The sequence below is a fragment of the Xanthomonas sp. DAR 35659 genome (assembly GCF_041242975.1).
Classification (GTDB): Bacteria; Pseudomonadota; Gammaproteobacteria; order Xanthomonadales; family Xanthomonadaceae; genus Xanthomonas_A; species Xanthomonas_A medicagonis.
Genome location: NZ_CP162488.1, coordinates 2,255,949 through 2,280,874, shown reverse-complemented (window position 1 = coordinate 2,280,874; position 24,926 = coordinate 2,255,949). Strand labels below are relative to the sequence as shown.

Here is a 24,926-nt window from a genome sequence, read left to right as displayed (position 1 = left end):
GCTCATTCCTGGCCCTCGTGCTCGCCCAGCAGCGCCAGCAGCTGTGCCTCGTCCCATACCGGCACGCCCAGCTCCTGCGCCTTGTCCAGCTTGGAGCCGGCCTCGGCGCCGGCGACGACGAAGCTGGTCTTCTTCGACACGCTGCCGGCGACCTTCGCGCCCAGCGCTTCCAGCCGCTCCTTGGCCGCGTCGCGGGTGAGCTGCTGCAAGGTGCCGGTCAGCACCACGGTCTTGCCGTCCAACGGCGCGGCGCGGCGCTCGGCCTGCGCAGGCGCCGCCTCCAGCAGCCGTTGCATCGCCGCGTCGGCCTCGCGCAAGGCCCGCAGGCTCTCCGCGTCGGCCAGGTACGCGGCCAGGTTGGCGGCGCCCGCGGCGGACAGGCCGGCGCCGGTCCAGCCGCTTTCGTTGGCTTTCAGCAACGCGTCCAGGGTGCCGTAGGTCGCGGCCAGGCGCTGCGCGCTCTTGCCGCCGAGCTTGTCCACCGGCAGCGTGCTCAGCAGGTGCGCCAGGTCGAGGCGCTCGCGCAGTTGCGCCGGTGGCTGGCCCTCGTCGGAGAAACCGATTCCCGCCTGGATCAGCGCATCGACCCCCGCGGCGTTGCCGGCCTGCTCGAAGAAGGTGGCGATCGAGCGCGCGACTTCGCCGCCGATATCGGGCAACGCCTGAAGCAGCACCGCCGGCGTGCTGCGCACGAACGCCAGCGTGCCCAGCCAGTGCGCGAGCGCCTTGGCCGTGGATTCGCCCAGATGCGGAATGCCCAGCGCGAACAGGAACCGCGGCAGCGTGGTGTGGCGGCTGGCGGCGATGGCGGCGACCAGGTTCTCGGCCCATTTCGTCGCCAGCTTGCCGCCCAGATCGACCGCCAGGTGCGCGCGCAGGAACTCGGCGCGGCGCCAGTCAGGCGGATCCTGCTGCGCGAGCGTCGCGTGCGCCTGCGCATCCAGCGCCAGCGCGCCCTTGCTCTCGGTGACCGCCTGCTCCAGATCGGCGGCGGTCGCCGCGTCCAGCGCGACCTTCATCCGCACCAGGTCCTCGACGCTGAGCGCGTACAGATCGGCCAGCGACTGCACGAAGCCGAACTCGACCAGCGCATCGGCCTGGCGGTCGCCCAGGCCCTCGATGTCCATCGCCCGGCGCGAGGCGAAATGGCGCAGCGCCTCCTTGCGTTGCGCGGCGCAGGCCAGGCCACCGCTGCAGCGCCAGGCCACCGCGTCCTCCTCCTTGACCAGGTCCGAGCCGCACACCGGGCAGGTGGCCGGCATCGTCCACGGCACGGTGCCGGGCGGCCGCCGCTCCTCGATCACCCGCACCACTTCCGGGATCACGTCGCCGGCGCGGCGCACGATCACCGTGTCGCCCTCGCGCGCATCCAGCCGCGCGATCTGGTCGGCGTTGTGCAAGGTCGCGTTGGTGACGGTGACGCCGGCGACCTGCACCGGCTCCAGCCGCGCCACCGGGGTGACCGCGCCGGTGCGGCCGATCTGCACCTCGATCGCGCGCAGCACGGTGGACTGCTCCTGCGCCGGGAACTTGTGCGCCAGCGCCCAGCGCGGGGCGCGCGAGACGAAGCCCATCGCCTGTTGCTGGTCGTAGTCGTCGAGCTTGTAGACCACGCCGTCGATGTCGTACGGCAGGCTGTCGCGCGCGGCGCCGATGCGGCGGAAGTAGGCGATCAGGCCATCGAAACCGGTGGCGGTGGCCACTTCCGGCGCCACCGGGAAGCCGAAGCGGCGCAGCAGCTCCAGGGTCTGCGAATGGGTCTCGGGCAGTTCCAGCCCGCGCACCTCGCCGACCGAGTAGGCGAAGAACGCCAGCGGCCGGCGCCGGGTGACCGCCGGATCGAGCTGGCGCAGCGAGCCGGCGGCGCCGTTGCGCGGATTGGCCAGCAGCTTCTCGTTGCGCTCCAGCGCCTGCGCATTCCAGGCGGCGAAGGCCGCGCGCGGCATGTAGACCTCGCCGCGCACTTCCAGCACGGCCGGGAACGGCATGCCGAGGTCGCGCAATTTCAGCGGCACCGAGCGCACCTGGCGCAGGTTGGCGGTGACGTCCTCGCCGGTGGCGCCGTCGCCGCGGGTGGCGCCCTGCACGAACCGGCCGTCCTCGTAGCGCAGGCTGATCGCCAGGCCGTCCAGCTTCGGTTCGACCGAGAACACCGGCGCGGCCAGCTCCAGTTCGCGCTCGATGCGCCGCTCGAAATCGGCGACCTCGGCGAAGCGGGTGCGATCGTCGGCGTCCTCGGCCACGCCTGGCGTCTCGAAGGCGTTGGCCAGCGACAGCATCGGGATGGCGTGGCGCACTTCGGGGAAGCCGCCGTCGGGACGCGCGCCGACGCGGCGGGTCGGCGAGTCGTCGCTGGCCAGGTGCGGATGCTCGGCTTCCAGCGCCTCCAACTCGCGCAGCAACGCGTCGTACTCGGCATCTGGGATCGACGGATCGTCGTGCACGTAGTAGCGATCATTGGCGTCTTCGATGCGGCGGCGCAACTCAGCGACGCGCTGCTGGAGATCGGACGTGGCGGTCATGCGCGGCCGGAGGTGACGGAGAGGGAGGCGATAGTAACTGCGGGACCGGCGAGGGGAAAATGCGCGCGCGGCGGCCTGCAGCCCGCCGCACCCAGGCAAGCGACGCAGCCCGGCCGATGCAACCTGGGATGGTGATATGGCGCTCTTTCCGGGCTTCCGGTCACGCGGCCCCGCTTCCGCGGCGCGATGGTGCTTGCCGCATCGTTAAGAGAACGTTAGGTTTGCGCTCCCCTCCCCGTCCTCGCTGGAGCATCGCCGTGTCGCTACCGGTTTCGCGTCGTTCCTTTCTTTCCCTCGCGACCTCGGGTCTGGCGGTCGGGGCATTGGGCCTGGCCCCCGGCGCGGAAGCGGCCAAGCGCAAGGCCGCGGCCGCCGCGACGCCCGGGGTGGCGCCGGCGGCCGGCCCGGTCTATCTGAACTTCAACGAATGCCCGCTGGGCCCGTCCCCGGCCGCGCTGGACGCCGCCCAGGCGATCCTGCCGCGCGCCGGCCGCTACCTGTTCGAGCTGCCCAACGACCTGATCGCGCTGTTCGCCGGCGAGCATCAGTTGCCCAGCAACCACATCGCGGTCTATCCCGGCTCCAGCGATCCGCTCAACCGCGCCGCGCGCGCCTTCACCTCGGCACGCGCCGGCGTGGTGGTGGCCGACCCGACCTTCGAGGCGGTCGCCGATGTCGCCGCCGCCAACGGCGCACCGGTGCGGCGGGTGCCGCTGCGCGCCGACGGCGGGCACGACGTCAAGGCCATGGCCAGCGCCGATCCGAACGCGGGGTTGATCTACCTGTGCAACCCCAACAACCCGACCGGCTCGATCACCGCGCGCGCCGACATCGAGTGGTTGCTGGCCAACAAGCCCGCCTCCAGCGTGCTGCTGGTGGACGAGGCCTACATCCACTACAGCGAGCAACCCTCGGTGATCGACCTGATCGGCCAGCGCCAGGACCTGCTGGTGCTGCGCACCTTCTCCAAACTGTACGGCATGGCCGGCCTGCGCCTGGGCCTGGCGGTGGCCTCGCCGGGATTGCTGACCAAGCTGGCGGCGTTCGGCGAGAACCCGGTGGCGGTGACCGCGGTCGCCGCCGGCATCGCCAGCCTGCGCGACGTGCAACTGGTGCCGACGCGCCGCGCCGAGAACGCCCGCGTGCGCAACGACACCATCGCCTGGCTGCAGAGCAAGGGCTACAAGTGCCTGCCCTCGCAGTCCAACTGCTTCATGGTCGACGTCAAGCGCGACGGCAAGGCCTTCGCCGCGTCGATGGCCAAGCAGGGCGTGATGGTCGGCCGCAACTGGCCGATCTGGCCCAAGCTGGTCCGCGTCACGGTCGGCACCGAGGCGGAGATGCTGCGGTTTCGTGAGGCGTTTTTGAAGGCGCGTAAGTAGCTGGGAATTGGGAATGGAGAATGGGGAATCGTGAAGGCGGGTTCCGTGCGGGTCACGCTGGCCAGCCTTCCTTCGGCTTCCCACTTTCCGGTTTTCCGATTCTCTGTCCCGGCTTCAGCGCGCCTGGGAGTGGAGATTGGCAAGCCAAGCGGAGGCTTCCTGCGTCCGCGGCTGTCGTACCCTCATCCGCCCCTGCGGGGCACCTTCTCCCGCAGGGAGAAGGGAAAAGCGCGGCGGACGATCAGCGCCGGGGAGCCGCTTTTACGATTCCCCATTCCCGACTCCCCATTCCCGGCCCCACGCTACCAGCGTGGGGACTTCGTAAACGGCGGCGCCTGATGCTGCCGGTCGTAGGCACGCAGATTCTCTGTCCCGGCTTCAGCGCGCCTAGGAGTGGAGATTGGCAAGCCAAGCGGAGGCTTCTTGCGTCCGCGGCTGTCGTACCCTCATCCGCCCCTGCGGGGCACCTTCTCCCGCAGGGAGAAGGGAAAAGCGCGGCGGACGATCAGCGCCGGGGAGCCGCTTTTACGATTCCCCATTCCCGACTCCCCATTCCCGTCCCCACGCTACCAGCGTGGGGACTTCGTCAACGGCGGCGCCTGATGCTGGCGGTCGTAGGCACGCAGGTCGTCGCGGATGTGCGCGATGCGCTGGCGGCCCAGGGCGTTGCGGCTGTCGTCCAGGACCACGCCGTCGAGCAGTTCGCCCATGCGCTGCACGGTCGGCAGCATCTTCTCCCAGGCGTCGAGCGCGGTCAGTGGCGCCGGCAGGGTCAGGAAGAACGCGATCGCCGGGGTCTCCATCTCGCGGATGTGCGCCATGTCGAAGCTACCCGGCTTCATGATGCTGGCCATGCTGAAGATCGGGCCGCGCTCGGGATGGCCCTCGACCAGGCGGTGGAACACGTTCATGTGGCCGAACACCAGGCCGGTCTTTTCCGCGGCGACGACGATGTCCTCGCCGCGCAGCACCTGTCCGGCGCGCGCGGCGACGTACAGCGAGACGATCTTGTCGAAATCCTGGCTCGGCCGCTTGCCGAGGTCGGCCGTGGCCGATTCGGCGGCGGGCAGGCCCAGCTCGGGTTGGCCCAGGGCGCCATCCTGTTCGGCGGCAACGCCGCTGTCGCCGTCGGCCGGCAGCGCGGCGTCGCCGAGCGAGGGTTCGCGACGCGGCGCGGCGGCGGGATCGGCCGCGTCCACGCGCCGGCCCTGGGTGGGTTTCTTCGGGCGGCCGAACAGGAAGATCGCCGCGATCAACAGCAGACCGGCGGCGAGGATGCCGATGCGCAGCATTGCCATGTCGGACATTCGGGGGTTACTCCGGCAGGGGTGCGTAGGGGAAATGCAACTGATCTAGCATGTCACGTCAGGCCGCGCCCGCCAAACGCGCAGCTTCCTCGAGGTCCACGCTGACCAGGCGGCTGACGCCGGGCTCGCGCATGGTGACGCCGCTGAGCTGATGCGCCGCTTCCATCGTCGCCTTGTTGTGGCTGACGAACAGGAACTGCACCTTCTCGCTCATTTCCCGCACCATCGCCGCCAGGCGGCCGACGTTGGCCTCGTCCAGCGGCGCGTCGACCTCGTCGAGCAGGCAGAACGGCGCCGGGTTGAGCTGGAAGATCGCGAACACCAGCGCCACCGCGGTCATCGCCTTCTCGCCGCCGGACAGCAGCGAGATGCTGGACACGCGCTTGCCCGGCGGCCGCGCCATGATCGCCACGCCGGTGTCGAGCAGGTCCTCGCCGGTCAGTTCCAGGTAGGCGTGGCCGCCGCCGAACAGGCGCGGATACAGCGCCTGCACGCCGGAATTGACCCGGTCGAAGGTGTCCTTGAAGCGGCCGCGGGTCTCGCGGTCGATCTTGCGGATGGCGTCCTCCAGGGTCTCCAGCGCGGTGTTGAGGTCCACGTCCTGCGCTTCCAGGTACTCGGCGCGCTGCGCGGCCTCGCCGTACTCGCTGATCGCCGCCAGGTTGACAGGCTCCAGCCGGCGCATGCGCGCGTCGATCTGCTGCACCGCCTGTTCCCATTCGGCCGGATCGGCCTGCTCGGGCAGGCCGTTGATGACGTCCTCGAGCACGAAGCCGGCCTTGACCACCGCCGCCGACAGTTGCTCGGCGCTGAGCACCAGCGCCTGCTGGTCGAGGCGGCGCTGGGCGATGCGCTCGCGCTGCGCCAGCGCCTGTTCGTCGCGTTGCTGGCGGGTCTGCTCCAGCGCGCGCAGTTCGTGGTCGATGCCGTCCAGCAGCGTGCGCGCCTCGCCGAGCACGCGGTCGGTGCGCACGCGTTCGCTGAGCGCCGCCTGGTGTTCGGCTTCCAGCGCGACCACGGGCGAGTCGCCTTCGCTCAACTGCGCGCTGAGTTCGCCCAGGCGCGTATCCAGTTGCCCGCGCTGGTTGCCCATGCGCTCCAACGCCTGGCTCAGCGAGGCGATCTGCGCGCGCTGCGACTCCAGGGTCAGGGCCAGCGCGTGCGCCGCCTCGCGCACCCGCCGCGCGGCGTCGCGGGCCAGGTCGCGCGCCTCGGTGAGCTGGCGGCGTTCGCTTTCCAGCGCGTGCCGCACCGACTCCAGGTCGCCCATGCTGGTGACCGCGTCCTCCAGCTTGGAGCGCGCCTCGCGCGCCTGCTCGCGGCTGCTGTCCAGGGTCTCCAGCAACTGCGCGATCTCCGCCTCGATGCGCTCGATGCGGGTGCGCGCGGCGTCGACCTTGCCCTGCTGGCTCTGCAATTGCCCGGCCAGCTCGGACACGCTGCGGTGCGCCTGGTACAACTGGCGCTGCGCTTCCTCGCGTTGCTGTTCGGCGGCCAGCGATTGCTCGCGCAGATTCGCCAGGCGCTGTTCCAGTTCCGCCTCGCGCTCCTGCAGCGCGTCGATCTGGCCGCGCAGGGTCTGGATCTCGCGTTCGCGCAGCAGCGCGCCCTGCTTGGCCGCGCCGGAGCGCGACACGCGCAGCCAGCCCTCGCCCAGGCGCGCGCCATCGCGGGTGACGATGGAATCGCCCTCGCCCAGCTGCGGCAGCAAGGCGCGCGCGGTGGCCAGATCCTCGGCCACGTGCAGCCGCGCCAGCAGCCGGCGGATCGCGATCGGCCCCTGCACCTTGGCAGCCAGCGAGGTCGGCGCGAAATCGCCGGCCGCCTCGGCGCCACTGACCAGCGCGATGCGGCCTTCGCCGAGTTCGCCCAGCGCATCGACCAGGGTTTCCGGCGCATCGACCAGCACGCCTTCGATCAGTTGCCCGAGCGCGCCTTCGACCGCGTTCTCCCAGCCGCTCTCCACCCTGATGCGCTCGCCCACGCGCGCCGCCGAGTCCAGCCCGCGCGCCTTCAGCCAGGCCACCGCGGCGCCCTGCTCCTGGCCAAGCGCGGCCTGCTGCAGGGTTTCCAGCGACGACAGCCGGCCACGCGCGGCCTGCGCCTGCTTGCGCACCTCGGCCAGTTCGGCCTGCGCGCCGCGCTGCTGCTCCTGCAGCGCCACCACCGCCTGCTTGCGGGTCTCGACCTGCTCGTTGAGGCCATCCAGCGCGGCGCGCTGGGTCTCGTGCTGCAGTTCGATCTGCTCGAACGCGGCGGCCAGCGCGTCCAGATCCAGCCCGGCGCGCTCGGCGACCAGCGCCTCGCGGCGGCGCTCGGCCTCCAGCGACTGCCGGTCCAGGTAGTCGACGCGGGTGCGCTCGACTTCGCCGGCGCGCGAGGCCTCGGCGGTGTTGCGCTGATGCGATTCCCAGCGCTGCTGCCAGTCGGCCAGGCGCGCCTCGGCCTCGCGCAGCGCTTCCTGCTTGAATTCGTTGTCTTCCTGCAATTCCTCCAGCTGCGGCCCGGCCACGTCCACCGATTCGCGCAGCAGCGCCAGCTTGGCCTCGTCGCCGCTGATGTGCTGGCCGAGTTCGGCCAGCGCCAGCTGCGCCTCGTCGCGCGCCTTGTGCAGGCGCTGCGACAGGTCGCGCTGGTGCTGGATCTGCTGCTCGATGCGGGCCAGGGTGCTGCCGACCTGGTAGACCTCGGCCTGGGCCTTGCTCAGCGCCTCGGCGGCTTCCTCGCGGCGCACGCGGCCGGTCTCGATCCGCGCCTCGGCATCGCGCTGTTCGGCGATGAACTGCTGCAGCCGCGTCTCTTCCTGGCCCAGCGCCTCGCGCAGGCCCTGCAGGCGTCCGTCCAGGCCGCGGTATTCCAGCGCCTTCCATTGCGCGTCCTTGATCCGCCGTTCCTCCTGCAGCGCCTGGTACTGCTCGGCCTGGCGCGCCTGGCGCTTGAGGTGTTCGAGCTGCTTGCCGATCTCCTCGCGCAAATCGCCCAGGCGTTCCAGGTTCTCGCGGGTATGGCGGATGCGGGTCTCGGTCTCCTTGCGCCGCTCCTTGTACTTGGAGATGCCGGCAGCCTCCTCCAAGTACACGCGCAGGTCCTCCGGGCGCGCCTCGATGATCTGGCTGATCATGCCCTGCTCGATGATCGAGTAGCTGCGCGGGCCCAGGCCGGTGCCCAGGAACAGGTCTGTGATGTCGCGGCGCCGGCACTTGGTGCCGTTGAGGTAGTAGCTGCTGCTGCCGTCGCGGCTGACCTGGCGCTTGACCGAGATCTCGTTGAACGCCGCGTACTCGCCGGAAATGGTGTGGTCGGAGTTGTCGAAGATCAGTTCGACCGTGGCCTGCGACACCGGCTTGCGCGCCGAGGAGCCGGAGAAGATCACGTCGGTCAGCGAGTCGCCGCGCAGGCGGCTGGCCGAGCTTTCGCCCATCACCCAGCGCACCGCGTCGATGATGTTCGACTTGCCGCAGCCGTTCGGACCGACGATGCCGGTCATGTTGGTCGGCAGGTGCAGCGTGGTCGGATCGACGAAGGACTTGAAGCCGGACAGCTTGATGGTCGACAGGCGCATGGGTCGGGCAATCCATGGCAGGCGCGCGGCCGGCAGGCCGGCACGCGCTGCCGCTAATGAATATCCAGGTGAAGTCCCGCCTCCAACCCCTTGATACGACTACGATCGCCGGACAGGAAACAGGCACGAACCGGTGAGTATAACGGCCATGGCGGGCGCCGGGGCCGCGCGCCGCAAACGAAACGGGCACCTTGCGGCGCCCGTTTCGGTACAGCGTACGACGCCGAGGATCAGGCGTCGGCTTCGACCACGACCTTGACCGAGGTCTCGACGTCGGCATGCAGGCGCACCAGCACGTCGTACTCGCCGATGTTGCGGAACGCGCCTTCGCCCAGCACCACTTCGCCCTTTTCCAGCGGCAGGCCGGCGGCGGTGAAGGCCTCGGCGATGTCGCGCGGGCCTACCGAGCCGTACAGCTTGCCTTCGGTGGACGCGTTGGCCTTGATGGTCACGCTGGCGCCTTCCAGCTTGGCGGCACGGGCCTGCGCGTCATCGTGGATCGACTTGGCCTTGGCTTCGTACTCGGCGCGCTTGGCTTCGAACTCGGCGATGTTGGCGGCGGTGGCCGGCACGGCCTTGCCCTGCGGCACCAGGTAGTTGCGGCCGTAGCCCGGCTTGACGTCGACCTTGTCGCCGAGGCCGCCCAGGTTGGTCACTTTCTGCAGAAGAATCAGTTGCATGGTCTTGCTCCGTTATTCGTTAGCGTCGGCACGTGGCCGCCGCAACGGGTGCTGTCCGAATAGGAGAAGCCGGGAATCGGGAAACGGGAATCGGGAATCGCGTCCCGACCGCACCGCACTCTTCAATCGCCAGACTTCGTTCGAATGCCCGCACCGGGAGGTGCGGGCCATTACATGCCGGGAGACCCGGAATTAAACGTCGTGGTTGTCCGTGTACGGGATCAGCGCGAGGAAACGCGCGCGCTTGACCGCCGTGGCCAGCTGGCGCTGGTACTTGGACTTGGTGCCGGTCACGCGGCTCGGCACGATCTTGCCGTTCTCGGTGAGGTACTGGCGCAGGGTGTTGAGATCCTTGTAATCGATCTCCTTGACGCCCTCGGCGGTGAACTTGCAGAACTTGCGACGACGGAAGAACTTGGACATGGCAGTGCTCCTTAGGCGGCTTCGGCGGCGTCGCCGTCGGTATCGGTGGCGGCGGCAGGCGCTTCGCCTTCCTCGTCGTCGCGGCGACGGCGCTCACTGCGCTCGGGCTTGTCGCCCTTCTCGTCCTTGCTCTTCATGATCAGCGACTGCTCGGTGTCGGCGCCGTCGCGCTTGATCACCAGGTGGCGCAGCACGGCGTCGTTGAAGCGGAAGCTCTCGACCAGCTCGGCCAGGATGGCCTGGTCGACTTCGATGTTCAGCATGACGTAGTGCGCCTTCACCAGGTTCTGGATCGGGTACGCCAGCTGGCGGCGGCCCCAGTCTTCCAGGCGGTGGATGGTGCCGCTGCCGTTCTCGACCAGCGACTTGTAGCGCTCGATCATGGCCGGGACCTGCTCGCTCTGGTCCGGATGGACCAGGAACACGATTTCGTAATGACGACTCATGTGGGTATACCTTTCGGATGTGGCCCGAGGGCCGGACAGCCCCCCGCGAGCCCGGGACGGGTGCGGTGGAGCAAGGGTTCCTGCCACGACGGGCACAGGAAGCCGGAAAGTATGGCAGTGCGGGGACCGCGCCGCAAGGCCGGACACCTTGCGCCCTCCCCCGCGGCGGTGGCGGTGCCGAGCAAGTGCGGGTTTTGCGACACTGGCCGGGTGAACGCCCGCCCCCCGAACCTTCCGCACCTGTCTGCCACCCCACGCGCCGCGGGCGCCTGGGCGCGGCCGCTCGTCGGCGCCACCGCCAAGCCCGGCCCGGGACGGGCCTGGCGGCGCCCGACTGCGCCAGTGCTTTCCGAGGCGCCGCTACGCGCCATCGGCGCCAAAGGCGCACAGTGAAGACCGCCCCATTGATCGGCCAGCCGCTGCGACTGGACCTGCCGCCGGCGGTCGCCGCCGCGTCGCGGGGAGCACGGCGCTATCTGCTCGGCGTCGCCACGCCGCTCTACGTGCTGGCCTTCGATGCCACGCGCTTCGATGCGCGGGCCTTCGCCGCGGCGGCGATCGCCTGCCCGGACAGCGTGGCGCGCAGCGTGCGCAAGCGCCAGGCCGAATTCCTGTTCGGGCGCCTGGCCGCGCGCCTGGCGCTGGGCGAGGCGCTCGGGCCGGCGCGGGCGCAAGCCGAGATCGCGATCGGCGCCTCGCGCCAGCCGTGCTGGCCGCCCGGCAGCCTGGGCAGCATCTCCCACAGCGACGGCTGCGCCGCGGCGCTGGCGCTGGCCGGCGACCGGGGCCAGGGCATCGGCATCGACCTGGAGCGGCTGCTCGCGCCCGCCGCGCGCGAGGCGGTGCTGGACGTGGCGATCGACGCCGCGGAGGCCGCGCTGCTGACGACGGCCGCCGATGCGCAGTGGCCGTACGACGCGCTGCTGACCGCCCTGTTCTCGGCCAAGGAAAGCCTGTTCAAGGCCGCGTTCGGCGTGGTCGGACGCTATTTCGACTTCGCCGCCGCCCGCGTCTGCGCGATCGACCTGGCGCAGCAGCGTCTGCACCTGCGCTTGACCGAAACGCTTTGCGCCCAGTTCGTCGCCGGACAGGTCTGCGTGATCGGCTTCGCGCGGCTGGACCTAGATCCGCAACTGGTGCTCACCCACTACGCGTGGTGACGGCACCCGCAAGCAAGGCGCTCACTTCGATGGCGCAGCGCTCGACCGCGCCTGGGACCGCACGCGCGAAGGCCTCGAACCGAATCCAATCAAAGGCTTGAGTCAGCCCATGTCGACATGCAGGCGATGCTGGCCGCAGGCCAGGCACCGGAACAGGCAGCCGACCAGCATCCCGTCGCGGGACAACCGCGCCAGCAGCCAGTCCGCATCGCGCGGATTGACCTCGACGATGTCGGGCCTGACCTGCTCCAGGATCGGCGCGAGGTCGTCGCGGCCAGCGTAGCCGAGGAAGGCGCAAGGCCTGTCGCAATGGGTCAGCCAGACCGGCTGCTGCCAGGCCGAGTAGCCCGGCGTGCGCGTGCAGATCTCCTGCAACAGCGCGGCATCGATCGACGGCGGCGGGTCGTCCGGGTCGGGCGAGACGCCCTCGATCTCGGTCCAGCCGGTGAACTCGCCGTCGAAGCGGGCCGCGGCGCGGCCATCGGCGATGCACCAGGGGCACAGGAACTGCGGACCGTCGCCGGCGCAGTAGAACGGACCCTGGTAGCGCCATGCGCGGGTTGCGCCGCAGCAGTCGCACACCCCCCGCTCCTGCGCGAAGCACAGCGCATAGGCGTTGGGGTGATGGCGGAACGGCGGCGGCTGCATGCGAGCGGATGCCCGGCGCTCTCCAGGGAAGCCGCCGGGTAGCGGCGACGCCTCAGGGCGCGCCGGCGTGTTCGGCGTCGGTGGTGAAGCTCTCGCCGCACCCGCATTCGGCGGTGGCATTGGGATTGCGGAAGATGAAGGTCTCGCCCAGGCCCTGCTTGGCGAAGTCGATCTCGGTGCCATCGACCAGCGGCAGGCTGGCGGCATTGACGTAGATGCGCACCCCGTCCTGCTCGAACACGGCGTCGTCCGAATGCGCTTCGCGCGCCAGGTCGGTGACGTGGCCCCAGCCGGAGCAGCCGGTGCGCTCGACGCCGAAGCGCAATCCCAGCGCGCCGGGCGTCTGCGCGACGAAACGCTGCACGCGGGCGTGGGCGACGGGGGTAAGACGGATGGCCATGGCAACGACTCCGGGAACTGCGAGCGCGCATTATAGGAAAAGAACGACGGCCGATCGCCGTCACGCCTCGCAAGCGCCGCGCTCCAGCCAGTACACTTGCCCCTTCCATATCGAGTCGCTGCGGCGAGGATTCAAGTCATGACGGTGGTGAGCGTTGCACATGCGCTGGCGGGGAAGATCCCCGAAGGCGGCGAAGTCACGGTGCGGGGATGGGTGCGCACGCTGCGCGGCTCTGCCGGACTGGCTTTCATCAACGTGACCGACGGCTCCTGCTTCGCCCCGATCCAGGTGGTGGCGACCGACGCGCTGCCCAACTTCGACGAGATCAAGCGGCTGACCGGCAGTTGCTCGCTGATCGCCAAGGGCGTGCTGGTGAAGTCGCAGGGCAAGGGCCAGTCGTACGAGATCCAGGCCAGTGCGGTCGACGTGGTCGGCTGGGTCGAGGAGCCGTTGACCTATCCGATCCAGCCCAAGCCGATGTCGCCGGAGTTCCTGCGCGAGGTCGCGCACCTGCGCCCGCGCACCAACCTGTTCGGCGCGGTGACCCGCATCCGCAACTGCCTGGCGCAGGCGGTGCACCGCTACTTCCACCTCAACGGCTACAACTGGATCAGCACGCCGATCATCACCACCTCCGACGCCGAAGGCGCCGGGCAGATGTTCCGCGTCTCCACCCTGGACATGGCCAACCTGCCGCGCGACGCCAGGGGCCAGGTCGATTTCGGCCGCGATTTCTTCGGCAAGGAAACCTTCCTGACGGTGTCCGGTCAGCTCAACGTCGAGGCGTATTGCCTGGCGCTGAGCAAGGTCTACACCTTCGGCCCGACCTTCCGCGCCGAGAACAGCCACACCACCCGCCACCTGGCCGAGTTCTGGATGATCGAGCCGGAGATCGCCTTCGCCGACCTGGCCGAGAACGCGCGCGTGGCCGAGGACTTCCTCAAGTACCTGTTCCGCGCGGTGCTGGAGGAGCGCGCCGACGACCTGGCGTTCATCGCCGAGCGCGTGGACAAGACCGCGATCGAGCGGCTGGAGACCTTCATCAACTCGCCGTTCGAGCGCATCGAGTACGGCGACGCGATCACCCTACTGCAGAAGTCCGGGCACAAGTTCGAGTTCCCGGTGGAATGGGGCCTGGACCTGCAGACCGAGCACGAGCGCTGGCTGACCGAGCAGCACGTCGGTCGCCCGGTGGTGGTGACCAACTACCCCGAGCACATCAAGGCCTTCTACATGCGCCTGAACGACGACGGCAAGACCGTCGCGGCGATGGACGTGCTGGCGCCGGGCATCGGCGAGATCATCGGCGGCAGCGAGCGCGAGGACCGCCTGGACGTGCTGGACACGCGCATGGTGCAGTTCGGCCTGGATCCGGCGCACTACGGCTGGTACCGCGATTTCCGTCGCTACGGCACGGTGCCGCACGCCGGCTTCGGCCTGGGCTTCGAGCGCCTGGTGGTCTACGTCTGCGGGCTGAGCAACATCCGCGATGCGATCCCCTACCCGCGCGCGCCGGGCAGCGCCGAGTTCTGAGCATGGCCGGCGACGCCGCGACGATCACCATGTATCGCCCGCTCGGGCCGGAGGAGCTCGAACTGGTGCGCGCCAGCGGGTTCCGGCGCTGGCCGCCGCGGCTGCCGGAGCAGCCGATCTTCTATCCGGTGACCAACCAGCGTTACGCCGAGGAGATCTCGGCGCGCTGGAACGTCAAGGACAGCGGCGTCGGCTACGTGGCGCGCTTCGCGGTGCGCGCGGACTTCATGGCCGCCTATCCGGTGCAGAAGGTCGGTGGCGCGCACCATACCGAATGGTGGATCCCGGCCGAGCAGTTGGAGGCGTTCAACGACAACATCGTCGGGCCGATCGAGATCGTCGGCCGCTTCGACGGCAGCGAGCCGACGCCATGATCCTGTTCTTCGCCCTGTGCTTCGTCGGCGTGGCGATCGCCGGCTTCAGCGCCTTCGTGATCTTCTGGCCGCTGACCCTGGTGCATATCCGCGACCGGCATCCGCCGCTGGTCGCCGCGTTCGGCCCCGGCGCCTTCCTCAAGCCGGTGGCGCTGGGCTGGCTGCTGGCGCGGCGCTACCGCCCGCTCGGCGACCGCGCGCTGTCCGGGCTGGCGACGCCGGCCTGGCTGTCGCTGCTGACCATCTTCCTCGGCCTGGGCATGGCCGCCCTGCTCTGGCTGCTTTCCACGGTGATTCCATGACCTCCGACCTTCCCGCCGACCGCTGGTTCCTGGCCAGCCTAGGCCGCATCCTGGTGTGGGCGCGCCTGCGTGTGCGTGCCGCCGGCACCGCCGAGGTGCTGGACAGCGACGGCAACACGCTCAGCTACGACAGCGAGGACACCGCGCAGGCGGCGCTGTTCGACGCCGAATTCGTCGCCTACGACGGGCTGGACGAGGAGGATGCGCTGGCGCGCGGCTTCTCGCTGGCCGAGGTGTCGCCGCCACAGGCCGAGGACGATGCGGGGCTGCGCGGGCGCATGACCCAGACGCTGGGCGCGCGCGCCTGAACCGATGCACGTTGCGCCCGCCTTCGCCGAAGCCGACCTGGGCGCGCTGGACGCGCTGATCGCACGCAATCCGTTCGCCACCCTGGTCACCGTGGCCGAGGGCCTGCCCTGCGCCACGCCGCTGCCGGTGCTGTACCGCCGCGACGGCGCGCGCATCGTGATCGAAGGCCATTGGGCGCGGGCCAATCCGCAGTCCAGCCATACCGGGCCGGCGCTGCTGATCGTGCACGGCCCGCACGCCTACGTGTCGCCGGGCTGGTATCCGGACAAGGACGCGCTGGCGCGCGTGCCGACCTGGAACTACGCGACCGCGCACCTGCATGGGCAACTGCAGCGCAGCGAGGACGAAGCGCAGCTCGCCGACCTGGTGGCGCGACTGAGCGAACGCCACGAACGCGCATTGGATAGCGACTGGCGCTACGAGCCGCACAACCCCGCGCATCGCCGCCAGTTGCGCGGCATCGTCGGCTTCCGGATCGAGGTCGAGCGCGCCGAACTGAAGTTCAAGCTCAACCAGAATCATCCCCAGGCCAACCAACAGGCCGTGGCGCAGGCGCTGCAGGCGATGGACGACCCGGGCGCGCAGGCGGTGGCGGAACTGATGCGTACGCGCCTGGCCACGCCCTGAGCGCGGGCGTACGGCGCGGCGGCACGGCTGCCCGCCTGCGCTGGACATCCAGATCACGCGATCACGCCATACGCAGGCGTGTGCAATCGGCGCCGTCCCCGCATCCGCGGCCAGGCGCGAGCGGCACCCCGATACGTGCCGGCTTCTGGAATAATGCGCGCAATGAGCAAAATCGATCAGCTACTGAACAACAACCGCGCCTGGTCCAATCGCATCAACCGCGAGGACCCGGAGTTCTTCAGTCGCCTATCCAAACAGCAGACCCCGGAATATCTGTGGATCGGCTGTTCGGATTCGCGGGTGCCGGCCAACCAGATCATCGACATGGCGCCGGGCGAAGTGTTCGTCCATCGCAACATCGCCAACGTGGTCGTGCATACCGACCTCAACTGCCTGTCGGTGATCCAGTTCGCGGTGGAAGTGCTGAAGGTGCGGCACATCCTGGTGGTCGGCCACTACGGCTGCGGCGGCGTCCACGCCGGCCTGACCCGCGCGCGGCTGGGCCTGGTCGACAACTGGATCCGCCACGTCACCGACGTGGCCGAGAAGCACGAGCAGTGCCTGCAGCGCGCCGGCGACGAGAGCCTCCAGCACGCGCGCCTGTGCGAGCTCAATGTGCTCGAACAGGTGGTCAACGTCAGCCGCACCTCCATCGTGCGCGACGCCTGGACGCGCGGCCAGGAACTGACCGTGCACGGCTGGGTCTACAGCCTGCGCGACGGCCGCGTGCACGACCTGGGCATGGAGCTGGAGCGCATCGAGGACCTGGCCCCACGTTACGACGCCGCGCTGGCGCGCATCTGCGCCGACCGCGAGGACCGCTGAGCGCGCCGCCGGCGCGCCTTGGCCAAGGAGGATCCGCATGCTGCCCGCCCCGTTGAACCTGCACGCCTGGATCGAGGAGCACCGCCACCTGCTCAAGCCGCCGGTGGGCAACAAGTGCATCTACGCCGGCGACTTCATCGTGATGGCGGTGGGCGGGCCGAACGCGCGCTCGGACTTCCACTACGACGAAGGCCCGGAGTGGTTCTACCAGCTCGAAGGCGAGATGGTGCTGCGGATCCAGGAGGACGGCGCGGTGCGCGAGATTCCGATCCGCGCCGGCGAGACCTTCCTGCTGCCGCCCAAGGTACCGCATTCGCCGCAGCGCATGCCCGACTCGGTGGGACTGGTGATCGAACGCCGGCGCCTGCCGCACGAGAACGACGGCCTGCAGTGGTATTGCGAACACTGCAATCACCTGCTGTACGAAGAGTACTTCCCGCTGCGCGACATCGAGACCGATTTCCCGCCGGTGTTCGCGCGCTTTTACGCCTCCGAGGCGCTGCGCACCTGCAGCCGCTGCGGGCAGGTGCACCCGGTGCCAGCGCCCGCCGCCGCGCGGTGAGTCGCATCGAGCCTCGCGCGGAGCGGCGATGCTGCACAGCCTGATCGCGCTGAAGCCGCGCGACGTCCCGCTGCGCGTCGCCCTGCGCAATACCTTCGCGGTGGTGGCCCCGCTCGCGGTGGGCGTGGCCTGCGGCCACGCCGCGCTCGGCCTGGCGATGGCCACCGGCGCGCTCAACACCATGTTCTCCGACCAGCCCGGGCCGTACCGGGCGCGCATGCAGCGCATGCTGATGGCCGCGCTGGCGGCCGGCACCGCCGCGCTGCTGGGCATGCTGATCGGCGCGCACACGCCGGCGCTGGCGCTGGCGGCGCTGCTGCTGGGCCTGGGCGGCGGCCTGCTGGTGGCGCTGGGGCCGGTCGCGGCGCGGGTCGGGCTGACCAGCATGATCCTGCTGGTGGTCAGCGCCGACGTGCGCCTGCCGCCGCTGCAGAGCGTCGGCGTGGCCGCGCTGATCTTCGCCGGCGGCGTGCTGCAGATGCTGATGGCGCTGGCCGCCTGGCCGCTGCAGCGCTACCGCCCGGAACGCTTCGCGCTGGCCGAGCTGATGCGGCAACTGGCCGGCATCGCCCGCCAGCGGCCGAGCGCGACGCTGGCGCCGCCGGCCACCGAGGCGGTGCTGGAAGCGATGGTGATGCTGCACGGCGAGCATCGCGCGCGCGGCCTGGCGGTGCAGTCGTTCCGGATCATCGCCGAACTGTGCGAACGCGCGCGGCTGGAACTGCTGACCCTGGCCGACCTGCACGGGCGCCTGGAGGGCGCGGCGGAGGCGCGACTGCCGATCGAGCGCGTGCTGGAGCGCAGCGCGGTGGTGCTTGACCAGCTCGCCTACGCGCTGGACAACGCCGAGGACCCGGCCGCGGCGGAGGCCTCGATGACCGGCTTCGACGACCTGGCCGAGGCGCTGGCGCAGGCCCAGGCGCAGGCCGAGGACACCCGCGCGCGGCGCCTGCTGCGCATCGCCGTCGCCCGCACCCAGGGCCTGGGCGGACAGTTGCGCGCCCTGGTCCGCAACGGCCACTGGGCCAGCAGCCGCGGCGAGATCCAGGCCGAGCTGGCCGAGGCCCGGCTGCCGGCCGCGCTGCGGCCGCTGGCGCCGTTGCAGACCCTGCGCGCCAACCTGCGCCTGTCCTCGGTGGCGTTCCGCCATGCGCTGCGCTGCGGCGTATGCCTGAGCCTGGCGGTGCTGTTCGAACGCTGGCAGGCGATCCCGCACGGCTACTGGATCCCGATGACCACCGCGATCGTGCTCAAGCCCGACTTCGGCGGCACCCTCAGCTTCGGCGCGCTGCGCGTGGCCGGCACCTTCGCCGGGCTGTTGCTGGCCACCGTGCTGGCCCACTTCACGATGGACGGCGCGGTGGTGCGGCTGCTGTTGCTGACCGTGTTCTGCCTCGGCTTCCGCCTGCTGACCCAGGTCAACTACGGCCTCGGCGTGGCCTGCCTGACCGGCATGCTAGTGCTGCTGCTGTCGTTCGAAGGCATGGCCCCGGGCGAGGCGATCGGCGAGCGCATCCAGGCCACCGTGCTCGGCAGCGCGCTGGCGCTGGTCGCCTACGCGCTGTGGCCGACCTGGGAGCGACGCCACATCCGCGCCACCCTGGCGCAGTTGCTGCTGGCCTACCGCGACCACCTCGCCGCCCTGCTCGACGGCCGCCTGCAGGCGCTGCCGGAAACCCGCGCCGCGGCGCGCACCGCGCGCACCAACGTGCAGGCCTCGATCGAGCGCCTGCGCGGCGAGCCGCGCCGCAAGCGCAACCTGCGCGAACTGACCCTGGCCGAATCGGTGCTGGCCAACGGCAACCGCCTGATCCGCGCCTCGCTGTCGCTGGAAGCGGTGCTGCGCGACAGCCCGGCACTGCCGCCGTTGCCGGAACTGCAGCAGTTCCAGCGCCAGGCGCATGCGGCACTGACCCAACTGGCCGACAGCCTGGGCAGCGGTGTCGCGCCGGTGCAGGCCACGCTGCGCCAGGACGAACGCCGCCTGGCCGAGGCGCTGGCCGCGTGCCCGGCGGACGCCGCCGACGCCACCGTGCTGTCCGCGCTGGCCGACACCAGCGACCGCGTCGCCGACAGCGTCGGCACCCTCACCCACCTGGTGCGCGGCGCCCTGCTGCCCGCCGCTGCCGCGACCGCCGACGAAGCGCCGCGTCCCGACCGGTAGACTGTGCCCTCGTCCCGTCACCTGCCGCCGATGAACGACCTCCTGACCCGCAACCACGCCACCGCGCTCGATGCCGCCGACCCGCTGCGCGAGCTGCGCCGCGAGTTCCTGTTCCCGCAGCACCAGGGCGCCGACCAGGCCTACTTCGTCGGCAACTCGCTGGGCCTGCAGCCGCGCGGCGCCCGCGCCGCGGTGCAGGAGGTGCTGGACAAATGGTCGACGCTGGCGGTGGAAGGCCACTTCACCGGCGACACGCAGTGGCTGACCTACCACGAACTGCTCGCCGCGCCGCTGGCGCGGATCGTCGGCGCGCTGCCGCACGAGGTGGTGGCGATGAACACGCTGACGGTGAACCTGCACCTGCTGATGGTCAGCTTCTACCGGCCCACGCGCGAGCGCCCGGCGATCCTGATCGAGGCCGGCGCATTCCCGTCCGACCAGCATGCGGTGGCGTCGCAGATCCGCTTCCACGGCTTCGATCCGGCCACCGACCTGATCGAGGTGCAACCCGACGCCGACGGCCTGATTTCGATGGCCACGATCGAACGCGCCATCGCCGAGCACGGCCCGCGTCTGGCGCTGGTGCTGTGGCCCGGCGTGCAGTACCGCACCGGGCAGGCCTTCGACCTGGACGCGGTGACCCGGCTGGCGCGCGCGGCCGGCGCCGCGGTCGGCTTCGATCTGGCGCATGCAGTGGGCAACATCCCGCTGACCCTGCACGACACCGCGCCCGATTTCGCGGTGTGGTGCCACTACAAGTACCTCAACGCCGGCCCCGGCGCGGTCGCCGGCGCCTTCGTGCATGAGCGCCACGGCCACGGCGACACGCCGCGCTTCGCCGGCTGGTGGGGCCACGACAAGCGCACCCGCTTCCAGATGGGGCCGGACTTCGTCGCCGCGCCCGGCGCCGACGGCTGGCAACTGAGCAATCCGCCGGTGCTGAGCATGGCGCCGCTGCGCGCCTCGCTGGACCTGTTCGAGCGTGCCGGGCTGGCCGCGCTGCGGCAAAAATCGCTGCAGCTCACCGGTTACCTGGAAACGCTGATCCGCGCACGCCTGGCCGAGACCCTGCAGATCCTCACTCCGACCGACCCGGCGCACCGCGGCTGCCAGCTGTCGCTGCGCGTGGTCGGCGGGCGCGAGCGTGGCCGTGCGCTGTTCGAGTACCTGCACTCGGTCGGCGTGCTCGGCGACTGGCGCGAGCCGGACGTGATCCGGATCAGCCCGGTGCCGCTGTACAGCCGCTATCGCGACATCTACCGCTTCGTCGAGGAAGTGGAAACCTGGGCCGGCGTCTGAGCCGCCCCTCCTGCGCGGCCACGGCCGCGCGTCCTGCCGGATTTCTCCTTGAGCGCCTCCCCCCGCAGCATCACCCTGATCGGCGCCGGCCTGGCCGGCTCCCTGCTCGCCATCCTGCTCTCGCGCCAGGGCTGGCGCGTCACCGTCTACGAGCGCCGCGGCGACCCGCGCATCCAGGACTACGAGCGCGGCCGCTCGATCAACCTGGCCCTGGCCGAACGCGGCCTGCACGCGCTGCGCCAGGCCGGCGCCGACGCCGCGGTGATGGCCAAGGCGGTGATGATGCGCGGGCGCATGGTGCACTTCGCCGATGGCCGCCAGCAACTGCAGCGCTACGGCCGCGACGACAGCGAGGTGATCTGGTCGGTGCACCGCAACGATCTCAACATCACCTTGCTGGAACTGGCCGAACAGGCCGGCGCGCGGATCCACTTCTACCGCCGCCTGCACACGGTGGACTTCGATGCCGGCTACGCGCGCTTCATCGACGACCGCGACGACCAGCCGCACGACATCCGCTTCCACAGCATGATCGGCGCCGACGGCGCGGGCTCTGCGCTGCGCGCGGCGATGCAGCGCAAGGCGCCGATGGCCGAGCACACCGAGTTCCTGGACCATTCGTACAAGGAACTGGAGATCCCGCCCAACGCCGACGGCAGCTTCCGCATCGAGGCCAACGCGCTGCACATCTGGCCGCGCGGGCACTACATGTGCATCGCCCTGCCCAACGACGAAGGCACCTTCACCGTCACCCTGTTCCTGCCCAACACCGGCGAGCCGAGCTTCGCCAGCACCCGCAACGGCGAGGAGGCGCTGGCCCTGTTCGCGCGCGATTTCGCCGATGCGCTGCCGCTGATGCCGCAGTTGGCCGAGCACTGGGAACAGCATCCGCCGGGCCTGCTCGGCACGCTGCGGCTGCAGCGCTGGCACCTGGGCGGGCGCGCGGTGCTGCTCGGCGACGCCGCGCACGCGATGGTGCCGTTCCACGGCCAGGGCATGAACTGCGCATTCGAGGATTGCGTGGCGCTGGCCGCGCACCTGCAGCGCGAACCGGACCTGGCGCGCGCCTATGCCGCGTTCGAGGCCGAGCGCAAACCCAGTGCCAGCGCGATCCAGCAGATGGCGCTGGAGAACTACATCGAGATGCGCGACCGCGTCGGCGATGCCGGCTTCCTGCTGCAGCGCGACCTGGAACAGGCGCTGCAGACGCGCTACCCGACCCGCTTCGTGCCGCACTACACGATGGTCACCTTCCTGCGCACGCCGTACGCGCTGGCCCTGCAGCGCAGCGAGATCCAGCGCGACATCCTGGTGCAGGCCACGCAGGGCCACAGCGACCTGTCGCGGATCGACTGGGCCTGGCTGGAGCGGATCGTGCACGCGCGGCTGGCGCCGCTGGAGGGCGCGCATTGAACCGGCGTACCCTACCCGGGCGCTCGATCCTTCGTAGGAGCGGCTTCAGCCGCGACAGCATGCCTGGTAACGCCCGTCGCGGCTGAAGCCGCTCCTACACACGCGCCTCGCCTGCCTTGCCCGCACCAATCGATTCCCATGCCCGACAGCTTCCTCTTCTACGACCTGGAAACCTTCGGCGCCGATCCGCGGCGCACGCGCATCGCCCAATTCGCGGCGGTGCGCACCGATGCGCAGCTGAACGTGATCGAAGAGCCGATCAGCTTCTTCGTGCGACCGGCCGACGACCTGCTGCCCTCGCCGATCGCCACGCTGATCACCGGCATCGCCCCGCAACAGGCGCTGCGCGACGGCGTCAACGAGGCCGATGCATTCGCGCGCATCGCCGAGCAGATGGCGCGGCCGCAGACCTGCACGCTGGGCTACAACTCGCTGCGCTTCGACGACGAGTTCGTGCGCCACGGCCTGTTCCGCAATTTCCACGATCCCTACGAACGCGAGTGGCGCAACGGCAATTCGCGCTGGGACCTGCTGGACATGCTGCGGCTGATGCACGCGCTGCGCCCGGACGGCATCGTCTGGCCGCGGCGCGAGGACGGCGCCACCTCGTTCAAGCTGGAGCAACTGGCGCTGGCCAACGGCGTGCGCGACGGCGACGCGCATGAAGCCCTGTCCGACGTCTACGCCACCATCGGCATGGCCCGCCACTTCCGCGAGCGCCAGCCGCGGCTGTGGGAGTACGCGCTGAAGCTGCGCGACAAGCGCTTCTGTGGCGGCCTGCTCGACGTGGTGGCGATGCAGCCTGTGCTGCACGTGTCGATGCGCTATCCGGCCGCGCGCCTGTGCGCGGCGCCGGTGCTGCCGCTGGCGCGGCATCCGCGCATCGACAGCCGGGTGCTGGTGTTCGACCTGGAGGGGGACGTGGAGCCGCTGCTGCGCTGCACCCCGGACCAGATCGCCGACCGCCTGTACACGCCGCAGGCCGACCTGCCCGATGGCGAACAGCGTATTCCGCTGAAGGAAGTGCATCTGAACAAGGCGCCGGCGCTGGTCGCCTGGTCGCACCTGCGCGCCCCCGACTTCGCCCGCCTGGGCATCGATCCGGCGCAGATCCAGGCCAAGGCCGCGCGCCTGCGCGAGGCCGGGCCGGAACTGGCCGAGAAGGTGCGCCGCGTGTTCGGCAACGAGCGTGCGGCGATGCCCGCCGATGCGGATGCGTCGCTGTACGACGGCTTCCTGGCCGATGCCGACAAGCGTGCGATGGCGCAGGTCCGCGCCACCCCGCCGGCGCAGTTGGCGCCGCTGGAACAGGGCTTCCGCGATCCACGCCTGCCCGAACTGCTGTTCCGCTACCGCGCGCGCAACTGGCCGCAGACCTTGTCGATCGTCGAGCAGCAACGCTGGGACGACTACCGGCGGCGGCGCCTGGTCGACGATAACGGCCTGTCCGAACTGACCTTCGACGGCTACTACGCGCAACTGGCCGATTTACGCCTGGCTCACCCCGACGATGCTACCAAGCAGGTTCTGCTCGACCAGCTCGCCGCCTGGGCCCAAGACCTGCAACGCACCCTATGACCAGCTATTTCAGCGACGCCAGCTTCAAGTTCCTGCGTGCCCTGGCGCGGCACAACGACAAGGCCTGGTTCAACGACAACCGGCACAAGTACGAGGAGCACGTGCGCCAGCCGTTCCTGCGCCTGATCACCGACCTGCAGCCGGACCTGGCCCAGGTCAGCGAGCATTTCCGCGCCGATCCGCGCGGCGTTGGCGGGTCGCTGTTCCGCATCCATCGCGACGCGCGCTTTTCCAACGACAAGTCGCCGTACAAGACCTGGCAGGGCGCGCGCCTGTTCCATGAGCGACGCAAGCAGGTGCCTGCGCCCTCGTTCTACATCCACCTGCAACCGGGCGAGAGCTTCGTCGGCGCCGGCCTGTGGCATCCGGAACCGGACACGCAACGCAAGGTGCGCCAGTTCATCTTCGACAACCCGGGCAGTTGGAAAGCCGCCGCGCACGCGCCGAAGCTGCGCCGCCGCTTCGACTTCGAGGCCAGCGAGGTGCTGGTTCGGCCGCCGCGCGGCTTCCCCGCCGAGTTCGAGTTCATCGACGACCTCAAGCACAAGAACTGGGTGTTCTGGCGCCAGCTCGACGACGCCACCATGACCGGGCCCAAGCTGCGCGCGCTGGTGGCGGCGGACCTGCAGACGCTGGGCCCGTTCGTGGATTACCTGTGCGCGGCGCTGGACCTGGAATTCTGAGATGACCGCGCTCCCTGTAGGAGCGGCTTCAGCCGCGACAGGTCTCCGTCGCAGGTTCTGTCGCGGCTGAAGCCGCTCCTACAAAAAGCTGGTTTCGTACCGAGGCATCCCATGAAGAAATGGCTGGCATTGCTGTTCCTCGCCCTGCTCGCGGTCGGCGGCTACGTCGTCGCCGGGCCGTACCTGGCGATACGCGGGATCAGCCAGGCGCTGGAACAGCGCGACGCGGCGGCGCTGGAACGCTACGTCGACTTCCCCACCCTGCGCGTGAACCTGAAGGCGCAGGTCGACGATGCGCTGGTGCGCCGCGCCGGTCCGGATCTGCAATCCGGCCTGTTCGGCGGCGCGCTGCTGTCGCTGGCCGGCAGCGTCAGCGGCATCGGCGTGGACGCGATGGTCACCCCGGCCGGCATCGGCGCGCTGCTGCAGGGCGATGCGCTATGGAAGCGCGCCCGCGGCGACACCGTGGGCGGCGACACCTATGCCGCGCCGCGCCCGCCGCAACCGCTGCGCCAGGCCGAACATCGCTTCGAATCCACCTCGCGCTTCGTCGCCACGATCCACACCGCCGACGGCACCGCGATCCCCTGCGTGTTCACCCGCGACGGCCTGCGCTGGAAGCTCAGCAACATCCTGCTGCCGCTGTAGGCGCAGCCTCGGCAAGGCGCGCAGCGCCACGGCGCCCTGCGTCGAGCGGGAACGGCATGACGCAGCAGGCGCCGCAAGC

The 24,926-nt window shown here is 70.4% G+C and carries 22 protein-coding genes and 1 pseudogene; 15 read left to right on the top strand and 8 right to left on the bottom strand.

All coding sequences use genetic code 11. The annotated features are described in order from the left end of the window. Positions 1-2: 2 nt before the first annotated feature. Positions 3-2,522, bottom strand: a complete 2,520-nt coding sequence (gene ligA / locus AB3X07_RS09710) for an NAD-dependent DNA ligase LigA (RefSeq protein ID WP_369944300.1) — start codon at positions 2,520-2,522, stop codon at positions 3-5. Positions 2,523-2,779: 257 nt separating this feature from the next. On the opposite strand from ligA, the gene AB3X07_RS09705 reads away from it, so the two are divergent. Continuing rightward, the gene (locus AB3X07_RS09705; protein ID WP_369944299.1) at positions 2,780-3,904 is read left to right on the top strand and encodes a pyridoxal phosphate-dependent aminotransferase; all 1,125 of its coding nucleotides are present in this window, start codon (positions 2,780-2,782) and stop codon (positions 3,902-3,904) included. A gap of 566 nt (positions 3,905-4,470) precedes the next feature. Here the strand turns inward: AB3X07_RS09705 and zipA are convergent. The 5 genes from zipA to rpsF all read right to left on the bottom strand — a co-directional run bounded on the left by zipA (position 4,471) and on the right by rpsF (position 10,322). Beyond that, entirely contained in the window at positions 4,471-5,211 is a 741-nt protein-coding gene (gene zipA / locus AB3X07_RS09700; RefSeq protein ID WP_369944298.1) for a cell division protein ZipA, read from the bottom strand. 58 nt (positions 5,212-5,269) lie between these two features. Beyond that, positions 5,270-8,773, bottom strand: coding sequence for a chromosome segregation protein SMC (gene smc / locus AB3X07_RS09695; RefSeq protein WP_369944297.1), 3,504 nt, complete (start codon positions 8,771-8,773; stop codon positions 5,270-5,272). Between the two features lie 230 nt (positions 8,774-9,003). After that, entirely contained in the window at positions 9,004-9,453 is a 450-nt protein-coding gene (gene rplI, locus AB3X07_RS09690) for a 50S ribosomal protein L9 (RefSeq protein ID WP_369944296.1), read from the bottom strand. Positions 9,454-9,645: 192 nt separating this feature from the next. Next, positions 9,646-9,876: a 30S ribosomal protein S18 gene (gene rpsR, locus AB3X07_RS09685; RefSeq protein ID WP_002804494.1), complete on the bottom strand. Its 231-nt coding sequence runs from the start codon at positions 9,874-9,876 to the stop codon at positions 9,646-9,648. A gap of 11 nt (positions 9,877-9,887) precedes the next feature. After that, the gene (rpsF, locus tag AB3X07_RS09680; protein ID WP_369944295.1) at positions 9,888-10,322 is read right to left on the bottom strand and encodes a 30S ribosomal protein S6; all 435 of its coding nucleotides are present in this window, start codon (positions 10,320-10,322) and stop codon (positions 9,888-9,890) included. Positions 10,323-10,711: 389 nt separating this feature from the next. On the opposite strand from rpsF, the gene AB3X07_RS09675 reads away from it, so the two are divergent. Beyond that, positions 10,712-11,482, top strand: a complete 771-nt coding sequence (locus AB3X07_RS09675) for a 4'-phosphopantetheinyl transferase family protein (RefSeq protein ID WP_369944294.1) — start codon at positions 10,712-10,714, stop codon at positions 11,480-11,482. A gap of 102 nt (positions 11,483-11,584) precedes the next feature. On the opposite strand, the gene AB3X07_RS09670 is transcribed toward AB3X07_RS09675, so the two are convergent. Next, the gene (locus AB3X07_RS09670) at positions 11,585-12,130 is read right to left on the bottom strand and encodes a CbrC family protein (RefSeq protein ID WP_369944293.1); all 546 of its coding nucleotides are present in this window, start codon (positions 12,128-12,130) and stop codon (positions 11,585-11,587) included. A 52-nt stretch (positions 12,131-12,182) separates the two neighbouring features. Next, positions 12,183-12,530 (bottom strand): HesB/IscA family protein, encoded by a 348-nt coding sequence (locus tag AB3X07_RS09665; protein ID WP_369944292.1) that lies wholly within the window; start codon positions 12,528-12,530, stop codon positions 12,183-12,185. 138 nt (positions 12,531-12,668) lie between these two features. Between AB3X07_RS09665 and asnS the strand changes: the two genes are divergently transcribed. From asnS to AB3X07_RS09600, 13 genes and pseudogenes are all read left to right on the top strand, one after another. Next, complete coding sequence (gene asnS, locus AB3X07_RS09660; protein ID WP_369944291.1) at positions 12,669-14,063, top strand: asparagine--tRNA ligase; 1,395 nt, start codon at positions 12,669-12,671, stop codon at positions 14,061-14,063. Next, positions 14,020-14,437 (top strand): annotated as a pseudogene (locus AB3X07_RS09655) (ADP-ribosylation/crystallin J1). The gene asnS and the pseudogene AB3X07_RS09655 overlap by 44 nt, the downstream one beginning before the upstream one ends. Beyond that, positions 14,434-14,739 carry a hypothetical protein gene (locus AB3X07_RS09650; RefSeq protein WP_369944290.1) on the top strand — a complete coding sequence of 102 codons (306 nt, stop codon included), beginning with the start codon at positions 14,434-14,436 and terminating at the stop codon, positions 14,737-14,739. The pseudogene AB3X07_RS09655 and the gene AB3X07_RS09650 overlap by 4 nt, the downstream one beginning before the upstream one ends. Next, positions 14,736-15,047, top strand: a complete 312-nt coding sequence (locus tag AB3X07_RS09645; RefSeq protein ID WP_369944289.1) for a hypothetical protein — start codon at positions 14,736-14,738, stop codon at positions 15,045-15,047. Before AB3X07_RS09650 ends, AB3X07_RS09645 begins: the two co-directional genes overlap by 4 nt. A gap of 4 nt (positions 15,048-15,051) precedes the next feature. Then, positions 15,052-15,675 (top strand): FMN-binding negative transcriptional regulator, encoded by a 624-nt coding sequence (locus AB3X07_RS09640; protein ID WP_369944288.1) that lies wholly within the window; start codon positions 15,052-15,054, stop codon positions 15,673-15,675. A gap of 162 nt (positions 15,676-15,837) precedes the next feature. Continuing rightward, positions 15,838-16,500 carry a carbonate dehydratase gene (gene can, locus AB3X07_RS09635; RefSeq protein WP_369944287.1) on the top strand — a complete coding sequence of 221 codons (663 nt, stop codon included), beginning with the start codon at positions 15,838-15,840 and terminating at the stop codon, positions 16,498-16,500. Positions 16,501-16,537: 37 nt separating this feature from the next. Continuing rightward, positions 16,538-17,062 carry a 3-hydroxyanthranilate 3,4-dioxygenase gene (locus AB3X07_RS09630; protein ID WP_369944286.1) on the top strand — a complete coding sequence of 175 codons (525 nt, stop codon included), beginning with the start codon at positions 16,538-16,540 and terminating at the stop codon, positions 17,060-17,062. 28 nt (positions 17,063-17,090) lie between these two features. Beyond that, positions 17,091-19,226 (top strand): FUSC family protein, encoded by a 2,136-nt coding sequence (locus AB3X07_RS09625; protein ID WP_369944285.1) that lies wholly within the window; start codon positions 17,091-17,093, stop codon positions 19,224-19,226. Between the two features lie 30 nt (positions 19,227-19,256). Continuing rightward, positions 19,257-20,525, top strand: coding sequence for a kynureninase (kynU, locus tag AB3X07_RS09620; RefSeq protein ID WP_369944284.1), 1,269 nt, complete (start codon positions 19,257-19,259; stop codon positions 20,523-20,525). 48 nt (positions 20,526-20,573) lie between these two features. Beyond that, on the top strand, positions 20,574-21,938 hold the full coding sequence (locus AB3X07_RS09615; protein ID WP_369944283.1) for an FAD-dependent oxidoreductase: 1,365 nt from the start codon (positions 20,574-20,576) through the stop codon (positions 21,936-21,938). A gap of 138 nt (positions 21,939-22,076) precedes the next feature. Next, the gene (sbcB, locus tag AB3X07_RS09610; RefSeq protein WP_369944282.1) at positions 22,077-23,516 is read left to right on the top strand and encodes an exodeoxyribonuclease I; all 1,440 of its coding nucleotides are present in this window, start codon (positions 22,077-22,079) and stop codon (positions 23,514-23,516) included. Further along, positions 23,513-24,199: a DUF2461 domain-containing protein gene (locus AB3X07_RS09605; protein WP_369944281.1), complete on the top strand. Its 687-nt coding sequence runs from the start codon at positions 23,513-23,515 to the stop codon at positions 24,197-24,199. Before sbcB ends, AB3X07_RS09605 begins: the two co-directional genes overlap by 4 nt. Before the next feature lie 111 nt (positions 24,200-24,310). Then, a complete protein-coding gene (locus tag AB3X07_RS09600) occupies positions 24,311-24,847 on the top strand; it encodes a DUF2939 domain-containing protein (RefSeq protein WP_369944280.1) in 537 nt (178 codons plus the stop codon). The last annotated feature ends 79 nt before the right edge of the window (positions 24,848-24,926 follow it).